Origin of the sequence: Acinetobacter guerrae, assembly GCF_009372255.1 — a bacterium.
Taxonomy (GTDB): domain Bacteria; phylum Pseudomonadota; class Gammaproteobacteria; order Pseudomonadales; family Moraxellaceae; genus Acinetobacter; species Acinetobacter guerrae.
The window spans coordinates 1-16979 of sequence record NZ_LXGN01000021.1; the positions used below are offsets into that span (position 1 = coordinate 1).

Genomic DNA, 16979 nt, shown 5'->3' on the forward strand with positions numbered 1-16979 from the left:
ACGGTAAAAGGTGATATAGGTAAAACAGTATGTTTTTATTGTTTTAATCGGTTTTACCGAAAAAAAGATTTATTGTTAATTCTTTTGCTCGATCCGAAATGCCCTATTTTTAAGATTGAGCGCTAAAGCATAAAACATGAGTGCGATGGAAGCAGCCAATAGACTTAATCCCCAACATAAGAATTTCACCATTTCAGAAAGTTTTTGAGCTTGATCTGCTTGCTTTTGAACACTTTGTGCCAATGGCGTGACCGCTTTTCCATAGACTTGGTGCTGCATGGTCCAAAGCTGTTCAGGCTTAAAACCATACTCCATAAAATGTGGATCTTGTCGTTCCGCAGCAACCAAATAAGTTAGATAGGGTAATGCGGTATCTTTATCTACAGGTCGATGTAATAAAGCAGTCTGTGCCAAAAGATAGTCTTTCACTACATCTGGAGTATCCGCATCTTTTAATTCGAGCGCAATCTGACTTTGCTGAATGGTCTTATCATAGTCCACTAATTTTGCAACAGCCTTAGTTTCATCGCTTTTCGTATCGTATTGTAGATAAGTCAAACCTGCCCAAATCAGAATAAATCCAATCAACCACGCCACAAAACGCAAAATCAGTGAACGAAAACGTACCTGAAAAAATTTAAATTTCTTCAAAATTCGGACAAAAATAAAAGCACCAAAAAAACTAACAAAAAGTTTTAAAATCAGCCAGCCAAACCAAGACAATAGACTGGTAAAATAATCGGGCTGCTGATGAATTAACAGTTGATCACCCATAGCAACAGGAATATGCAATTGTTCAACGAGCTGACTTAAATCAAAAAAACTAAAGACCAAAGTTTGCTGCGTAAATGAAGCGACTAAAGCAACAATAAAAATCACAGTTGCGAACAAACTAAGCAGCATGACTCGATGTTGACGCTTTTTTAATTGGCTTAGTCGAGATTCTATCGATTGAACATTCATCGGATAATTTTCGATGGGTGGCAACCTGCTCTCCTCAGAATTTAGCTATGTTCGCCATATGCACCTACTTATTTGAAGCACTATGACTCGATTCAATCACAAGTTGATTTAGATTCTGCTGAAGTGAACGCAATCTCATAGCCGCTTCATCGCGTTTTTGCATACCTTCTTTTTGAATCTGAATCACATCATTTACAGTTTTAATGAGGGTGTTTTGCACATGTTCAAGGGTTTCAATGTCAATCACAGAACGTTGATTGGCTTTCGCTGTATCAACTGAATTTTGATGCAATAAATCTGCATTACGACGCAATAAATCATTGGTTGCATCATCAATGCTTTTTGCCAATTGCACACTGTTTTTTTGTTCCTGTAAGGAAATCGCCAGACTGATTTGGTTCTTCCACGCAGGTAAAGTAATATTTTTAATGGCGTAAAATTTATCCACCAACATTAAATTGTTGGACTGAATAATACGAATCATCGGCAAAGTTTGCATGGCAGACTGCTGAAGAACTTGCAAATCATTGAGCCTTTTTTCAAGATTATTTGCCAGATGATTTAGATCATAAATACGCTGTGTGCCTTGTTGATCCTGTTCTTGCTGACTCAACTCAGCAATTTGTTGCTGAATTTCCTGCTGTTTAATCTTGCCCGCAGCAACATGAATACCAAGTTGTTTGTATTCGTCTTGCACCGCATCAAACATTTTATCCAGTGTGTTTACACGGGTTTTTAAGCCTGTTTGTGAACGCTCAATCTCTTTGACTAAAGCATCGATCTGCTCTTTTGTCGTATTAAAATGTTGATCAAAGCTTTGTTTTGCACCTTTAATTTTATTCAGTAAGCCCCCTAAAATTGGAATAGATGAGCCTTTGGATTTGTTTAAAATGCTAGATGTATTGAGTTGCTGTGCAACTTGAACCACTTCATTTAACTTTTGCCCAGTCGCGTCCAGATCTTTATTTTGAACCAGATTAAGCAATTCATCGGTATAGGTTGATGTTTTGGTCGCAATATCTTTACCATACTCAGAGACACTACTATGCGTTATATCGGCCAGCGCTTGATGAGCATCCAATACCTGAACAAAATCTTCGGGCTGCAAACCCAACTCTTTTAAATTTAGACGTTCAAATTCTTGTTGCTGTAACGCTGTTGATTGTTCAACCAATACATTTTTGTTGTCAGATTCAGATTGCGACATTATTCCATCCTATTTTTCTCTAATGATTTTTTTAAAGTATTCATCAACTTTTCACGACTATGATCCAGCTTTTGTAATTCTGCAACCGAATTACCTTGCATGCTTTGTTTAAGATGATATTGCCAAGCAGGAATCAATACTTGTTGAGCTTCCTTAAATCGATCTAATAAAGTCATGGAAAGCTGTTGGCTCAATTGCATTTGTGTAATGGCAATATCATTACTCGCCTGCAACGTCTGTAACGTGTTTATTTTTTTAGATAATCTCTCAGTAAAATTATCCAGTGGATGTTGCTGTTGAACAAAAGCAGGATATTCTTGTAAAAACTGTTGAGCAGCAACAATATATTTCGCCATTTGCTCACGTAAACCTAATACCTGTTGGACACGTGCTTGCGATTTTTGAATTTCAATCTGCAACCGCTGGCTTAGAAAACTGGCCTCATGTATCAGACGATCAAGTTCATTTAAGTAATTCAACTGTCCGTGATCATATTCAATATCGATGCCTAACCACTTTTGCAGCCCATTAAATTTACGTTTTTTTAGCACTTTATTGGATTGCGCTAACTTGCTAATCAGTTGGGAAATAATATGGCTCAACTCTTGATTCAACTTCGGATCTACACCATTTAACAGTACTGACTGAGCCTGAATCAGTTGGTCTGCATAATGATTAAGCTGATATTGATTATCCAGCAAAGGCACCAGATCATTACGCTTGATGGCCAATATTGCTTTTGGATCAAGCTCAATCTGATCGAGCGGAATCAATGAATTAAACTGAGCCATAATCAACCAATATTTTTTGTCAATTCATCATATGCACAAATAAATGCAGTGCAAAGTCTCTTTTTATATCAACTTGATGATTTTATGTTAAACCTTAAAGCAATGATCAAATTCTCTGTAAGATAGAAATTACAAATATTTTCCTTCCCGTTCAGGCTGATAAATCACTTTTTCAATTTTGATTTTCATTAATTGACCATCTGGCTGCGGCCATTCAATACTTTGGCCTTCTGCAAGCCCCAAGATTGCAGCACCCACAGGAGCCAAAATATTGACCTGACTTTTATCCCCTGTAAAGTCATGCGGATAAACTAAAGCAATCTCGACCGACTGTGTTGAAGGAGCAATGGTCAAGCTAACGCGAGAATTCATACTCACAACATTCGTTGGAACCTGCTCAGGTTCAACCACTTCAGCCCGAGCCAATTCATTTTCCAAATGCTGCATAGTCGCTGTTTGAGTATGCTGATGTTCAAGCATCGTTTCTAAACGGTGTAAGTCCTGAGAGGAAATAATAATATTTGGTTGTGTCATTTATAAATTCCTTAGATTTCTAGGTTTTTCAAAAATAAGTTACTTCAATATAATCTTGATGTTATATCAGAATTAAGTTCTGTTGATTAAAATATTCACATATCAGAAAAAACCAAAATGATGATCTCCCAAAAAATTGGAAGCTTTGTCTAATTTGAAGTATGTTTTTCTATGACAAAATATTCTCAAGTCTACACGATTGAAATTGTTTGATATTATTTATCAGATAATGGCAACCGACAAACAAGAGACAAATTTAATGTAGCTTCTGCCGATATTCGCAAATAGAGGCTTACTTACCCCCCCTATAGAAAAGAAAGTTTAATTAACAAAATGACCAGAACGTCTTGTACACCATAGTTTAAATATCAAATTATTCAAACAGTATTGATTGAGGGCTTACATCTATGCTCTGTAAATCAATATTGGACACCACACTCTCCTAGATGAATATGTCTATTCTTTTTGCATAGGAGAGTGGTGGCAGTCGATTGATCTAAAAATTTATTAATATTTATTGCACTTCACTTGAGCATCTAAATTATTCAGGTTTGGTTTGATTAAAAATAGCAAGCATTGAAGTAATTCCAACTTTCGTTCCAAATGGAATAGCATCAAGATCAACAACAAAATCACCATTATGTGCATTAAATGGGAGTTTATTTTGTTTAAATGCTTCCACAAAGCGTTTCGGTTCAGCAACTCCAACATTAAGGTATGAATAGTTTTTCTTATTATTATGAATCACAAGATGATGAAAATCCTCTGACCCCATGACAGAAGGTAAAATATTTTCATCAAGAAGAAATTTTGAGTTTTGAATTAATCCAGAGTTACCCAATGCTGTTCGAATAGTTTTTGTCAACTCAGTATTATTATCCAATGGATAAGACCACCCCTTGAACTTAATGGTTGGGTATTGATCTTTCGGCATAGCATAAGCATAAGCAATGCCTTCATTAATACGTTTGATTCCCTCGATCATCGTCTTACGATCATTTTCATTAAACCAACGTAGATTAATTTTCAGAAGTGCCGTCGCAGGAATAACATTATTATCTGTACCTGCCTGAATAGAACCCACTGTTATAACTGCAGAATTTTTTGGATCTATCGCCCTACTCACAATTACCTGATATTGCATAATCGCACTTGCAGCCATAACCACTGGATCTTTGGATAGATTTGGAGTTGAGCCATGTCCTCCTATACCGTGAAAAGTTACATCAAACTGATCTGTACCTGCCATACGAACACCACCAGCAGCAGCAACAATTCCAACTGCAACTGGGGCCGTATGCATACCAAATAAATAATCGGGTTCTGGAATTTTATATTTAGTATATAAACCATCATTGACCATCGCCTCAGCACCAGTAATTGGCTCTTCAGCAGGTTGTCCAATAAATATTACCGTGCCTTTCCATAAATTTTTATTTTCCGCAAAAAACTTTGCAACACCTAAGATCCATGTAACATGAGCATCATGGCCACAAGCATGCATGACTGGTGTTTCAGAGCCATCAGGCAGTTTTACAATTTTTTTACTCGCATACGAAAGTCCTGTAGTCTCTTTGACTGAGTTAGCATCCATATCAGCACGATACATAACGATTGGACCATCACCATTTTTCATTACAGCAGCAATACCAGTTTTGCCAATATGCTCAGTCACATTATAGCCATAAGAGCGCAATTCTTTGGCTGCAATGGATGAAGTATGAACTTCCATAAAACCCAATTCAGGATTTTCATGAATTTCTTTAAAAATTTTAACAAATTTATCATTATTTTTTTGTACAGATGAATCTATTAAATCCTGAGTACTATTTGCATAAGCATATAATGGAATAATCAAACCTAAACCAATTATTATTTTCTTAATAGCAATTATTTCTTTTGACATGTTTACTGCTCCCAAATAACATCATAGATAATTTCATGAAAAAACAACCTATTGATAAATTTTGATTTTTTAATATTGAAAGCTGTACAGCTCTTAAAAATCACAGTTTGCAATGGGTCAAATTTCAGCTTGTAGAGTTCTAATCGTAAAAATATTTATTTCAAATTTCAAATTAATAACCTGATATTTGAATCCAACCCTGCCTTCAACTTTTGTAAGATTGATCTCCAACTATGTATGAAATATTCACTATCTTTCAGTTATTGCTTATAACAACTGTCAAAAATAATTTTCAACTGATAAGGATTTTTGGGATAATCATTTGAACGTGATATATGTTTTTATTCATATGTTATAGCCTTATTCTTGTTCAGTTATACTGTTATACTTATTTACAAGACGAGTAATTTTATATTCCATTATTTCTACGCATGTAATGATTTACATATTCTTAATACAATTTACTTGCTCTCGTTTATATAAAATATCACATCCAGATTGAAAAAATATATACTTTTTTCAAATTTCAGTATTAAATCCACCATATGAGAATTTACTGGATTTAAGTTATGTTAATCCACAAAAGAGACCTAACTCATTATTTTAAACAAAATTATCTGAGTCTATTTTCATACGTCCATCTTTCCAAATAACTTGTCCATTTTACATATTGCGTTTCATCATGATGCAAGTTATATGTACCTTCAATACCCTTATTTTGAGTGTCTCAAACTGCTTTAGCTATATCTTTAAGCTAACCCAATCTAGATAATACTTGCCCAACTTGCACGTTAGCATCACCATATAGGTTGTGCCGTGTTTCAGCCTGACCTTTTGGCTTGCGTACATCCAAAACTTTTTTCGCTTCCTTGTTTTAGAGTAAATAATCCAATGGTCTTCGATGGTAATCCTCCCATAAATAAGGTTCCATCACAAGCGGTGGCTAATAAGATATAACCATTGCTGACATCTTTGCCCAGACTTCAATCGGTTGATTCGGTGCAAGTTGATTACCCAAGCCATGCCAAGGGTTGTCACCGACGTAGGCTATGTGTTCAAGTTGATGTGCCATGGTTTTAAACCTCTGTTCTAGATGAATGCTGTTGCCCTAAAATTGGCAGCATAAAAAAAGGCCTGCTGGGGCAGCAGGCCAAACTTGTGTATGCAGATCAAAGTATTAAGTTGAATCTGCAATAGATTCATCTAGATGGTATATATCTGAGATTTTTTTAATTACCAAGACCAGTTGAATCTAAAAGCTGTCAACTGGTTTATTTAAGCCATCCGCCAAAAAGTGAAGTAGATCATGAGCAACTCGTTCTTGTTGGGTTGCTAATACACCATGTGGTTCACCGTCATATTCAATCAAAGTTGCACTCGGTATGGCTTTTTTAACAGCGTGTGCACTGACTTCAATTGGCACTGTTTTATCAGCAGTACCATGGATCACCAGTAAAGGGACAGTAAAGGACAGTAGATCTGTTCTAAAATCTGTATAGGCAAATGCCCTGACACAATCAATGGTAGCTTTAAGGCTGGCCTGCATTGCAACTTGTGTATTCCATTTCAGAAACTCGTCACTGACTGCGTGCTTAAGTAATCCAACCCCATAAAAGTCTTTAAAAAAATCATGATAGAATTTTGGGCGTTCGGCCAATAATCCGTCAATCATTCCCTGAAAAACTGAACCATCAACACCATCAGGATGATCTTCCGTTTTTAATAAAAATGGTACGACTGAAGAAATCAGAGCAACTTTTTTTATGTCTTGTGCTTGATAACGACTCAGGTAGCGAGCAATCTCTCCTCCACCCATTGAAAAACCAACCAAGCTAACATCGGTTAATTCCTTTTCTTCAATGATTCCGCGTAAATCATCTGCCAATGTATCGTAGTTATAACCCGACCATGTTTGTTCTGATCGCCCAAAACCACGTCGATCATAGCTAATCACTCGATATCCAGCTTCGACAATTTTCATGGCGATCCAGTCCCAACTATCTGATGACAAAGGCCAGCCATGAATTAAAATCACAGGCTCACCTTGTCCCCAGTCTTTTATATATATTTGTGCTTTTACATCAAGTATTTCATATTCATTTTCAGTGACTGACATGCGTATTATTCCTTCAAGATGGCATACCTTTTCGAATCTACTTGTCATCAGTTTGAATTGATAAAGCTAAAATGTTTATATTTTATACATCGCGTGAAACTTTGTGGTTTTTGCGTGATTTTCTAAATTTACTTATGACCATATAAAAGTCTCGACTCATCAATCAAATAAGCTAAGGCAGGGAATATTGAAGATAAGTAATAAAACAATAGGATCAGTTTAAGTCACACAATTCATGCAAACTCTACATGTTGTTGCGAAACACATTACATGAACAACAGCACTGTAATATTTCATAATTTAAATCAATGCTATCTTTGCTTTCATTCATCATTACAACAATCACATCATTATGAAAACTGAAATGAGTACACAATTACCGTCGATCATCGCAATGTGGGAGTTCTTTAATGAGAATCTACATTTCAAATTGTCTAAATATGAATTTTCCGAAGGGGGCATTAAAGTCATCTATGTGATTATGGATGCAGAGCAGCCAGAATTACAGCCTCACAGATTTTCCTAAACCAGATTTAAACTGGACAATCTGGATTGATGATGAAGTAAAAAAAAATCACATCAAAATTAGGGGAAATCCCTCATTCTGAATTCTCTAAAAACAGCCTATTCTTTTTTCATCAGATCTAAGGAGTCGTTTCAATGACAACAGAATTAAGCAAGCAACCTCAAGTAGATGAAGCAGAATTTAATGCTTTTTTTCCATCAAAATATTCACTGTCACAATTTACGAGTGCTAAAAGCAATTTAGAGGGTGCTGATTATCCTCAACCTTATCAAGGCAAACGCCGTATTCTAGTGATTGGTAGTGATGAACGTTATTTAAAATTAGAAAATGGCACATATTTTTCTACTGGCAATCATCCTGTTGAAACATTATTGCCTATGTATCATTTACATAAAGCAGGTTTTGAATTTGATATCGCGACACTTTCGGGTAATGCGGTGAAATTTGAATTTTGGGCTATGCCAAAAGAAGACGAAGCAATTACAGGTTTACATCAACAATATCTAGAACAGTTTCAGCAGCCTTTGAAATTAAAAGATATTATAGAGAAATTGGGTTCAGAAAGTAATTATGCCGCCATTTTCATTCCCGGTGGACATGCCCCTCTTGCAGGGATTCCATTTAGTGAGGATGTTGCTCAAACACTGCGTTGGGCTTTAGATAATGATCGTCATATTATTTCAATATGCCATGGGCCTGCTGCATTACTGGCATGTGCCCCACAAAGTGAAAATCAGGATTATCCTTTTGCAGGCTATACCATTACCGCCTTCCCAGATGCGATTGATCGTGTCACCCCAGAATTGGGTTATATGCCAGGACATCTGACTTGGTATTTTGGTGAAAAGCTCAAGGCTCTTGGGGTGAAGATTGCCAATACCGAGCCAGATCAATCGACCTATAAAGATCGTAAATTAATCACAGGTGCTAGTCCTTTCGCGGCAAATGCTTTAGGCAAATTAGCGGCTGAGACCTTACTAGCAGAAGTAACAGATTAATGATGTCAGAATCTGTATTGAGTCAAGTCCCTGATATTGTCCTTGCTATTCAACAAAGTATGAACATGGGTGAACTTTCTCAGCATGTTCGTGCTTTTGCGAAGCCGTTGGGTTATGACCGTTTTATTATTTACACGGTACCCTTAAAAGGTGAAGGTGTAATTGGTCAATTGCTATGGCTAGAGGGTGACTGGTTTGGTGATAACAGCGAAGTCACCCCAGAAACCTATCTAGCACGTTGTCCTGTGAATCGGCATTTACTTGAAACAGATCAAGCATTTTTTTGGACAAAGCAAATACATTCAGATCAAGAAGTGTATCGTGTTGTAGCGCACCCTAAAGGTTTAGGTATCCATGGTTTGCAAGTTCCCATCTTTGCCCATGCTGGTCTTTTGGGAGCAATGAGTTTTGGAGGACGTCAAATTGAGAGTAGTCTGGATGTGCAACTTGCATTTTCATTGATTGCTCGTATTGCTTTTCAGTCTGCACAACGAATCAATCACCTTTTAAAATCATCAACTACATCTACTTTATCAGCACGTGAACTCGAAGTCATACGCTGGATTGCTTCGGGTCGTCGCCAAGCAGATGTGGCTGTAATGCTTGGTTTATCAACACGCACCATTGAAAATCATTTACGTCGTATTCGTGAACGTCTCGGTGCGACCAGTACTGCACAAGCGATCCATCTGTTAATCCGTGATCATCAGTTAAAACTATAAAATTCAATCATTTTAAAAAATTGATCTTTTTTTCGGCTTTACTTTTACCGTTTAAATTGACTATATACCTTTTGCGACAGGCTTAATTGGCAAAATATATCGGCCCCAATCTATTCAAATTGGTTTTTTTGTCTCATCTCCATTTACATCTATATCCCGAAATACTTTAGAAATTTGACTTAGTGTTTTCATCTGTTTTCCATAACGACGACATGATCGACAAATCAGCAAGTGGAACTGAAGATAGTTTTGCTCTTTGAATAAAAGGGGTCGGTCTTGTCTTTCAGAAAGCAACTGCGTGGCTTGACGACAAGTTAACATGAGCAATCTTCCTGAAGTAACCATTTATTTTCTAAACATTCCCGTAGTTTTGGACGGCTTCGATACATCAGTACATTTAAATGAGAAATCGTTTACTCCAATTTTTCACAAATTTCATCTGAACTCAGTTCAATCATTTCCCTGAGCATAAATACTTGTGCATATTTGGCAGGCAAATGATTTAAGCAGGCATCAAAAATGATCCAGAAATCCTGTTGCTCCATCATTTCTTCCAGACTTTGCCATGCTTTTAAAAGTCCAAGTCAGGTATTATGCCAACAACATGGTGTTGCACTTCAAATGCTAATCTCAGTATTACAAATACCCCATTCCCCAATATCAGCTTTATCAACATCTCAACTTTCATCTTTTCAATAACATTATTCAATCGAATAACTTTCCTTTTGTTGATTATTTCCTCACTGATTTAAGGAATCCTTTTTGTCAATTATTCTTAATTTGCTAAGATGGCAGCAATGTGGGATAAAATCTGTTTCTCATTCGCTGTTAATTCGATTTGACACTCAAAAGGTGTACTAAACTATTTATTTCTTCTGAGATCAGATTAGCTTTTCACAAAAAAATGTTAAAGTTAATTGAATTGTCAGACTTTTAAATTAAAATTTTTTATTTTTAAATTCAAGGACTTAATCCACATGAATATGAAAGAAATCATGGCTGATCTTTCTAACCACACCCCTATGATGCAACAATATTTAAGGGTGAAAATGGAACATCAGCATGCTTTACTTTTTTATCGCATGGGTGATTTTTACGAACTTTTTTTTGAAGATGCACATAAAGCTGCCAAGTTATTAGGCATTACTTTGACTCATCGTGGTAAAGCCAATGGTAACCCAATTCCGATGGCTGGCGTTCCCTATCATGCAGCAGAAGGTTACTTGGCGCGTCTGGTCAAAGCTGGGCAAACCGTTGCCATATGTGAACAAGTTGGAGAGGTTACAGGAAAAGGTCCTGTCGAACGTAAAGTAGTGCGGATTATCACACCCGGAACTATTACAGATGATGCATTATTGGGTAGTTACCAATCATCAAATTTGGTCGCACTGTGTATTCAGCAAAATAAAATTGGTCTCGCTTTACTTGATTTAAGCGCCAGTATTTTTAAAGTTCAAGAACATGATTTTAAAACTGAACAATTAGCGATTGAGCTTTCACGCTTAATGCCAAGTGAAATTGTCGTCGATGAAGATTTAGTCGATCAAAACATTCTGGAACAAATCAAAAAACAATTAGACTGCCCAATTACCAAACGCCCCAATGTCGACTTTAACCTAAATAATGCCCAAAAAACCTTGTGTGATCAATTTGCTGTCGCAACATTATCTGGTTTTGGAATTGATCATTTACCCCTTGCAAAAGCGGCGGCTGCCGCACTGATTCACTACGCCAAAGAAACCCAAAAAACAGCCCTTCCACACATTCGATCAATCCAACTTGAACAAAGTTCCGATTTCATCGCACTTGATCCTATTACCCGTCGTAATCTAGAAATTATCGATCCATTGTTTGAACATGGTACTTCTCTTTTTCACTTAATTAATGATTGCCAAACTGCAATGGGTGGTCGCTTACTCAGTCGCACGCTTATGCAACCCATTCGTGATACTGCGCTTTTGGATGCACGATTAGATGCAACTGAGCAGTTATTATCAGGTTATCATGAATCCCCTGTACGTTTGGTACTTAAAGAAATTGGCGATATTGAGCGTGTATTGAGTCGTGTTGCATTAGGGAGTGCGCGTCCGCGTGATCTGGTGCAATTGCGTCATGCCTGCGCTCAAGTTCCATTCCTGCGTCATGCTTTGTTGCCTATGATTCAGGCTAAATCTTCAAGTCTACTCATCGATTTAGATCAACAGTTGGGTGATTTTAAAGAACTACATCAATTACTTTTATCTGCAATTGTTGAGAATCCACCTGTTTTGCTACGTGATGGAAATGTCATTGCCGAAGGATATGATGCCGAACTGGATGAACTGCGCAAAATTCGTGATCATGCAGGTCAGTTTCTGATTGATCTTGAGATCAAAGAACGTGAACTCAGTGGGATTCCAACTTTAAAAATCGGCTATAACCGTGTCAGTGGCTATTATATCGAATTAACACGCGCTCAGGCTCAACAAGCACCAGAACATTATATTCGTCGTCAAACCCTAAAAAATACCGAACGCTATATAACACCTGAACTAAAAAGTTTTGAAGATAAAGTTTTGTCCAGTGAATCACGTGCTCTTGCCCGTGAGAAATTATTATTTGAACACTTACTTGAAACCCTTAGACAAAACATTGCCAATTTGCAAATGATGAGTGCAGCCATTGCCCAAATTGATGTTTTGGCAAATTTTGCTCATCAGGCGCGTTTGAAACATTGGAATCGTCCCGAATTTAGTCCAGAAATTGGCATCAAAATTCATGCAGGCCGCCATCCAGTGGTTGAAGCATTAAGTAAAACCCCCTACACGCCAAATGATACATTTTTAGATAGTCAGCATCGTATGGCAATTATCACGGGTCCAAATATGGGGGGTAAGTCCACTTTTATGCGTCAAACGGCACTCATTAGTTTATTGGCTTATTGTGGCAGTTATATCCCTGCTAAATCTGCCAAACTTGGACCAATTGATCGAATTTTTACTCGTATTGGTTCAGCCGATGACTTATCTACAGGTAAATCAACCTTTATGGTTGAAATGACTGAAACGTCTCAAATTTTACATCATGCGACTCACCAATCTTTGGTTTTAATGGATGAGGTTGGACGTGGGACAAGTACTTATGATGGTTTGTCCTTAGCGTGGGCATGTGTATTAGATCTAACTAAACGCATTAAATGTCTATGTTTATTTGCCACGCATTATTTTGAATTAACAGAGCTTGGTAGCGAAGCAGGCATCGATAATTATCATGTTACCGCCAAAGAAATGAATGGCAATTTGATCTTGCTACATAAGGTACAACATGGTCCTGCCAGCCAAAGTCATGGTTTGCAAGTTGCAAAACTAGCAGGCATTCCAGCAGGTGTGATTAAAGAAGCTCAAAAACGCTTAAAAATACTAGAAAAACAGCAGCAGCAACATATTCATGCTGCCGTTCAAAATGATTTATTTAATGCTGTTGATCATGAAATTGAAACCCCGATGGTTGAAAAGATTATTGAAGTCGAAGCTCAATCCCCTGCACTGGAAATGCTGAAACAAATTGATGTCGATAACTTGACACCTCGTCAGGCGCTTGAACAGCTTTATTCATTAAAAGCCAGTCTCAGCTCATAAAACAAAGGACAGAATAGATCGCATATGTGTGATCTATTCTATCCCCAGTGTTTTTTAAATATTCAGAATAATCATCCCCAAATAATAAAAACTGCCGATTGATCCTCATCAATAGTTTTGCTCAGAAAGAGAACCATTTATTTTATTGGGCTATTCGTAGACATTGTTTATTTTTAATTTACAAAATAGAGTTAAAGTTCGACAACTTTTTACCCACTCAAAATGAAAGTAATGTTAAAAATAAAAAAGTACGCTTAGATCGGGAGAATAAAAATGTCACGTGGTGATAAATCGGCTTATACCCCAAAACAGAAACGTCAAGCCAAACATATCGAGGAAAGTGAATTAGAACGTGGTCACTCTCAGGATGAAGCTGAGCGAATTGCGTGGTCAACCGTAAATAAACAAGATGGCGGAGGCTTAAAAAAATCACATAAATCTAGAAAATAATGACTTAATTGAGAGTTACTATCAACTAGAGTGATATAAATCAGTCCTTTTCATCAATCCGAATAATAAATATCAATAAAAGGAATTGTTAGTCACCCCTTTTTTTGCCTAAAATACAGCATTCGGAATTAGAACCATATTTTTTAGGTAGCTGTCGCCATGACCTTCGTTGTCACTGAAAACTGTATTAAATGTAAATACCAAGATTGCGTAGAAGTATGCCCAGTTGATTGTTTCTACGAAGGCCCAAATTTTTTGGTGATCAATCCTGATGAATGTATTGACTGTGCGCTATGTGAACCTGAATGCCCTGCCAATGCAATTTTCTCAGAAGATGAATTGCCTGAGGGTCAGGAAGTCTTTATTGAACTTAACGCTGAACTATCTGAAAAATGGGCAGGCAATAATATTACTCAAATTGGTGAGCAACCTGCTGATCGTGAAGATTGGAATGGTAAACCAGATAAGCTCCAGTATTTAGAGAAATAATTGCAAATTAGACCAGCAAAAGCTGGTCTTTTTGTATCTGAATCACACATTTCATTGCAATTTTTCCTCATTTTATCCATCCTTTTCGATTAGAATAAGCTCAATTTAAAGTAAGCAATTGATTCTATTATGCCGAAATTTTTGAAGGGTTTGCTTGCCATAAGCCTTGCACCCATTGTTATGGTCGCTTGTACAACCTCCCCTCAAAAAACTGGAAAAGTCACATCTTCAACTGGACATCGCATTTATATTCCACAGGAAAAAGTTATATTAGAACGTCCCGTTCCAGTGAAAACCGTTCCCACCTCTTATTTAACATGGTTAAGTATGGGGGATAATCGTGCGCGTGTTCAGGAATATGAGCGCTTTCTTGAGCGTAATAATGTTGCCAATGTTGTTCCTAATTTTGAATTATTGAAAACTGCACGTGACTGGCAAAAATGTGGCCGTTCACAATACGCTATACCGAACCGTGAACTCTGGAATAATGCAATTCCGACCTTACGTATTTTTAAAGCTTTAGTCGCACAAAAAGTATTAACGGATTTTGAAGTGACATCGGTTTATCGGGATCTTCCTTTAAACCAATGTGCAGGTGGTGCCAATTCTTCACGACATTTATTTAACTCAGCAATCGATTTTCGCATCGGCCCTGAGTTTCCACAGTCGCAGGATTATGCATTTATTGAAAATACCAAGTTTAAGTTATGTCAATTTTGGGCACAACATGGACAAAGCCTAGATATGGGCATCGGGATTTATGCTTCAGGGCAAATTCATATTGATACTCAGGGTTATCGTACTTGGGGGCCAGATCATAGTCGTGGCAGTTCAATGTGTAATTATTAAGCATATTTTTTATGTGATTTAAAAGAGACCATATGTGTCTCTTTTTTATATCAAAATTATTTAACTTTTTATTTTTCTATCACATAAAATTGCACATCTATTAGAAATGTTTAAAATGCAGCTATCTCAGTAAAGGTAACACCCGTTATGCAACAGATGTGGACAGACATTGATGGCTATATCGATTCACATTTAATTCCAGAAGATCCAAACCTTCAATTTGCGTTGGACAATACCGCCAGACAAGGTTTTCCAGATCATTTGGCTGTTGCCCCTAATCAAGGGATGCTTTTGCAAATGCTGATTCAGATGAATCAATGTAAACGAGTTTTAGAACTTGGCACATTTGCAGCGTATAGCACAGTTTGGTTAGCTCGTACTTTACCCAAAGATGGTTATTTGCTTACGATCGAAGGACGTGATACGCATGCAGCGTTAGCACAGCAAAATATTGATCATGCTCAATTTGAAGTGCCCGTTGAACTTAAAGTCGGACGTGCTGCTGATATTTTACGCCAAATTGATCCTGCCACATTTGAACCCTTTGATTTTATTTTTATCGATGCTGACAAACAAAGTTACCCTGAATATTTAGAACTTACTTTGAATCTTTCACATTCTGGTACTATTCTTGTATTGGATAATGTAATTCGTGCAGGTGATATTATCGATGAAAATAATAACAAGCCGAGCATAGAAGGGATTCGTCAGACCTTTGAAGCTTTGCAAAATCACCCTCAAATTTTATCCTGTACAGCCTTACAAACGGTAGGAAGCAAAGGTCATGATGGCTTTGCAATTGCGATTGTAAAGTGATGATCAAAAAATACGCTTAATTTATTTTTATCTTAAAATCAATCATCTATTTTTATTTACATTGATTGTCCATATAGTTATCCACAAGATTTGCGGATAACTATGGATAAATTTTTTAAATTATTTTGCCACTAAAAGCGGCACAGTCGCATTACGGAAAATCGAAGTTGCAATACTTCCCAAAAAGAACTGATGAATTTTACTGTGACTAAACGCCCCCAGTACAATCATCTGAATGCCATGTTCGCGCTGATATTCAAGTATGTTTTCTGAAACATCACCATAACGATAAACGGTCACGACTTCAATGCCTGCATTGCTTAAAAATTCTTCAGGATCCTTTAAGACCTGTGGATGATCGCCGACATAAAGTAAATGACATTGTAAGGTTTTAAGCAAATCACTCTGCGCAATTCGATGCATCATTTTTACACAAGTTGGAGAGTATTCGTAAGCAAAGATAAATCGGGTTGGCGCTTTAAATGTTTCTCCGACTGTCATGACGGTACAGTTTGCACCACGAATAAAGTTTTCAACATTACTACCAATCGGTTTGTTTTTTTCTGCTGCACGTTCTCCAACACGTCCAATCACAACAAAATCATCTTCTTTTAAAATGCTAAAACTTTGTTCTAAAAAATCACCTTTTTCCTGAATTTTTGAACTGGTTAAACCATATTTTTCTTCAATCATTTCAGAAATGTGTTTCAGCAAATTATTGCTATAATCTAAAGCCAATTCACTTTGTTTCTGCTCTAATTCTGCGAGTTCTTTGAGCAACATGGCATTGCTTTCAAAACCAATGACACCGCTAATTTCACCGAGATGGTAACTGGCAGGATAATAGTCAAGAATTTGCAGCAAAACCAGTTCACGCTTGGTTTGTTTAGCGACCCACGCGGCGGCTTCAGCAATTGCATTAATGCAAGGTGAAGAATCAATACATGCAATGACACGACTCATAATAGCCTCTCTTCATTAAGGTCTAATGCCTT

16 protein-coding genes and 2 pseudogenes are annotated in these 16979 nt (G+C 37.0%); 8 read left to right on the forward strand and 10 right to left on the reverse strand.

Annotated features, from left to right (window positions below):
• Window positions 1-75 precede the first annotated feature (75 nt).
• The 7 genes and pseudogenes from A7A69_RS08795 to A7A69_RS08820 all read right to left on the reverse strand — a co-directional run bounded on the left by A7A69_RS08795 (window position 76) and on the right by A7A69_RS08820 (window position 7517).
• Window positions 76-987: a hypothetical protein gene (locus tag A7A69_RS08795; RefSeq protein WP_152877084.1), complete on the reverse strand. Its 912-nt coding sequence runs from the start codon at window positions 985-987 to the stop codon at window positions 76-78.
• 40 nt (window positions 988-1027) lie between these two features.
• The gene (locus A7A69_RS08800; RefSeq protein ID WP_152877086.1) at window positions 1028-2170 is read right to left on the reverse strand and encodes a toxic anion resistance protein; all 1143 of its coding nucleotides are present in this window, start codon (window positions 2168-2170) and stop codon (window positions 1028-1030) included.
• Window positions 2170-2961 (reverse strand): tellurium resistance protein, encoded by a 792-nt coding sequence (locus A7A69_RS08805; protein ID WP_152877088.1) that lies wholly within the window; start codon window positions 2959-2961, stop codon window positions 2170-2172. Before A7A69_RS08805 ends, A7A69_RS08800 begins: the two co-directional genes overlap by 1 nt.
• A 129-nt stretch (window positions 2962-3090) precedes the next feature.
• A complete protein-coding gene (rnk, locus tag A7A69_RS08810; RefSeq protein WP_152877090.1) occupies window positions 3091-3495 on the reverse strand; it encodes a nucleoside diphosphate kinase regulator in 405 nt (134 codons plus the stop codon).
• A 541-nt stretch (window positions 3496-4036) separates the two neighbouring features.
• Window positions 4037-5401, reverse strand: coding sequence for an amidohydrolase (locus tag A7A69_RS08815; protein WP_152877092.1), 1365 nt, complete (start codon window positions 5399-5401; stop codon window positions 4037-4039).
• Window positions 5402-6359: 958 nt separating this feature from the next.
• Window positions 6360-6473: pseudogene (locus tag A7A69_RS16945) on the reverse strand (DUF932 domain-containing protein); the annotation flags it as partial.
• A gap of 180 nt (window positions 6474-6653) precedes the next feature.
• Window positions 6654-7517, reverse strand: coding sequence for an alpha/beta fold hydrolase (locus tag A7A69_RS08820; RefSeq protein ID WP_152877094.1), 864 nt, complete (start codon window positions 7515-7517; stop codon window positions 6654-6656).
• A gap of 364 nt (window positions 7518-7881) precedes the next feature.
• Between A7A69_RS08820 and A7A69_RS16595 the strand changes: the two genes are divergently transcribed.
• The 3 genes from A7A69_RS16595 to A7A69_RS08830 all read left to right on the forward strand — a co-directional run bounded on the left by A7A69_RS16595 (window position 7882) and on the right by A7A69_RS08830 (window position 9763).
• On the forward strand, window positions 7882-8043 hold the full coding sequence (locus tag A7A69_RS16595; RefSeq protein ID WP_171500802.1) for a hypothetical protein: 162 nt from the start codon (window positions 7882-7884) through the stop codon (window positions 8041-8043).
• Between the two features lie 134 nt (window positions 8044-8177).
• Window positions 8178-9041, forward strand: coding sequence for a glyoxalase III HchA (hchA, locus tag A7A69_RS08825; protein ID WP_152877096.1), 864 nt, complete (start codon window positions 8178-8180; stop codon window positions 9039-9041).
• Window positions 9041-9763, forward strand: coding sequence for a PA1136 family autoinducer-binding transcriptional regulator (locus A7A69_RS08830; protein WP_206669007.1), 723 nt, complete (start codon window positions 9041-9043; stop codon window positions 9761-9763). The genes hchA and A7A69_RS08830 overlap by 1 nt, the downstream gene beginning before the upstream one ends.
• A gap of 114 nt (window positions 9764-9877) precedes the next feature.
• On the opposite strand, the gene A7A69_RS08835 is transcribed toward A7A69_RS08830, so the two are convergent.
• Window positions 9878-10084 (reverse strand): zf-HC2 domain-containing protein, encoded by a 207-nt coding sequence (locus A7A69_RS08835; RefSeq protein WP_152877100.1) that lies wholly within the window; start codon window positions 10082-10084, stop codon window positions 9878-9880.
• A pseudogene (locus A7A69_RS08840) lies at window positions 10078-10335 on the reverse strand (sigma factor-like helix-turn-helix DNA-binding protein); the annotation flags it as partial. The pseudogene A7A69_RS08840 and the gene A7A69_RS08835, both read right to left, overlap by 7 nt.
• Window positions 10336-10740: 405 nt before the next feature.
• Between A7A69_RS08840 and mutS the strand changes: the two are divergent.
• The 5 genes from mutS to A7A69_RS08860 all read left to right on the forward strand — a co-directional run bounded on the left by mutS (window position 10741) and on the right by A7A69_RS08860 (window position 15984).
• Window positions 10741-13380: a DNA mismatch repair protein MutS gene (mutS, locus tag A7A69_RS08845; protein ID WP_152877102.1), complete on the forward strand. Its 2640-nt coding sequence runs from the start codon at window positions 10741-10743 to the stop codon at window positions 13378-13380.
• Between the two features lie 273 nt (window positions 13381-13653).
• Window positions 13654-13830, forward strand: a complete 177-nt coding sequence (locus tag A7A69_RS16600; RefSeq protein WP_171499546.1) for a hypothetical protein — start codon at window positions 13654-13656, stop codon at window positions 13828-13830.
• A 159-nt stretch (window positions 13831-13989) separates the two neighbouring features.
• Complete coding sequence (gene fdxA, locus A7A69_RS08850) at window positions 13990-14319, forward strand: ferredoxin FdxA (protein WP_005145598.1); 330 nt, start codon at window positions 13990-13992, stop codon at window positions 14317-14319.
• Window positions 14320-14448: 129 nt separating this feature from the next.
• Complete coding sequence (locus A7A69_RS08855) at window positions 14449-15168, forward strand: D-Ala-D-Ala carboxypeptidase family metallohydrolase (protein ID WP_120370193.1); 720 nt, start codon at window positions 14449-14451, stop codon at window positions 15166-15168.
• A gap of 147 nt (window positions 15169-15315) precedes the next feature.
• Entirely contained in the window at window positions 15316-15984 is a 669-nt protein-coding gene (locus tag A7A69_RS08860) for an O-methyltransferase (protein WP_152877104.1), read from the forward strand.
• Between the two features lie 120 nt (window positions 15985-16104).
• On the opposite strand, the gene A7A69_RS08865 is transcribed toward A7A69_RS08860, so the two are convergent.
• Window positions 16105-16947 carry a universal stress protein gene (locus A7A69_RS08865; RefSeq protein ID WP_120370195.1) on the reverse strand — a complete coding sequence of 281 codons (843 nt, stop codon included), beginning with the start codon at window positions 16945-16947 and terminating at the stop codon, window positions 16105-16107.
• Between the last annotated feature and the right edge of the window lie 32 nt (window positions 16948-16979).

Bases quoted from the DNA above. Each gene is read 5' to 3' on its own strand.
- hchA (WP_152877096.1), top strand. From the start codon at position 8,178: ATGACAACAGAATTAAGCAAGCAACCTCAAGTAGATGAAGCAGAATTT.
- A7A69_RS08815 (WP_152877092.1), bottom strand. From the start codon at position 5,401: ATGTCAAAAGAAATAATTGCTATTAAGAAAATAATAATTGGTTTAGGT.
- A7A69_RS08860 (WP_152877104.1), top strand. From the start codon at position 15,316: ATGCAACAGATGTGGACAGACATTGATGGCTATATCGATTCACATTTA.
- A7A69_RS08800 (WP_152877086.1), bottom strand. From the start codon at position 2,170: ATGTCGCAATCTGAATCTGACAACAAAAATGTATTGGTTGAACAATCA.
- A7A69_RS08805 (WP_152877088.1), bottom strand. From the start codon at position 2,961: ATGGCTCAGTTTAATTCATTGATTCCGCTCGATCAGATTGAGCTTGAT.
- rnk (WP_152877090.1), bottom strand. From the start codon at position 3,495: ATGACACAACCAAATATTATTATTTCCTCTCAGGACTTACACCGTTTA.
- mutS (WP_152877102.1), top strand. From the start codon at position 10,741: ATGAATATGAAAGAAATCATGGCTGATCTTTCTAACCACACCCCTATG.
- A7A69_RS16600 (WP_171499546.1), top strand. From the start codon at position 13,654: ATGTCACGTGGTGATAAATCGGCTTATACCCCAAAACAGAAACGTCAA.
- A7A69_RS08865 (WP_120370195.1), bottom strand. From the start codon at position 16,947: ATGAGTCGTGTCATTGCATGTATTGATTCTTCACCTTGCATTAATGCA.
- A7A69_RS08855 (WP_120370193.1), top strand. From the start codon at position 14,449: ATGCCGAAATTTTTGAAGGGTTTGCTTGCCATAAGCCTTGCACCCATT.
- A7A69_RS08830 (WP_206669007.1), top strand. From the start codon at position 9,041: ATGATGTCAGAATCTGTATTGAGTCAAGTCCCTGATATTGTCCTTGCT.
- A7A69_RS08835 (WP_152877100.1), bottom strand. From the start codon at position 10,084: ATGTTAACTTGTCGTCAAGCCACGCAGTTGCTTTCTGAAAGACAAGAC.
- A7A69_RS08820 (WP_152877094.1), bottom strand. From the start codon at position 7,517: ATGTCAGTCACTGAAAATGAATATGAAATACTTGATGTAAAAGCACAA.
- A7A69_RS16595 (WP_171500802.1), top strand. From the start codon at position 7,882: ATGAGTACACAATTACCGTCGATCATCGCAATGTGGGAGTTCTTTAAT.
- fdxA (WP_005145598.1), top strand. From the start codon at position 13,990: ATGACCTTCGTTGTCACTGAAAACTGTATTAAATGTAAATACCAAGAT.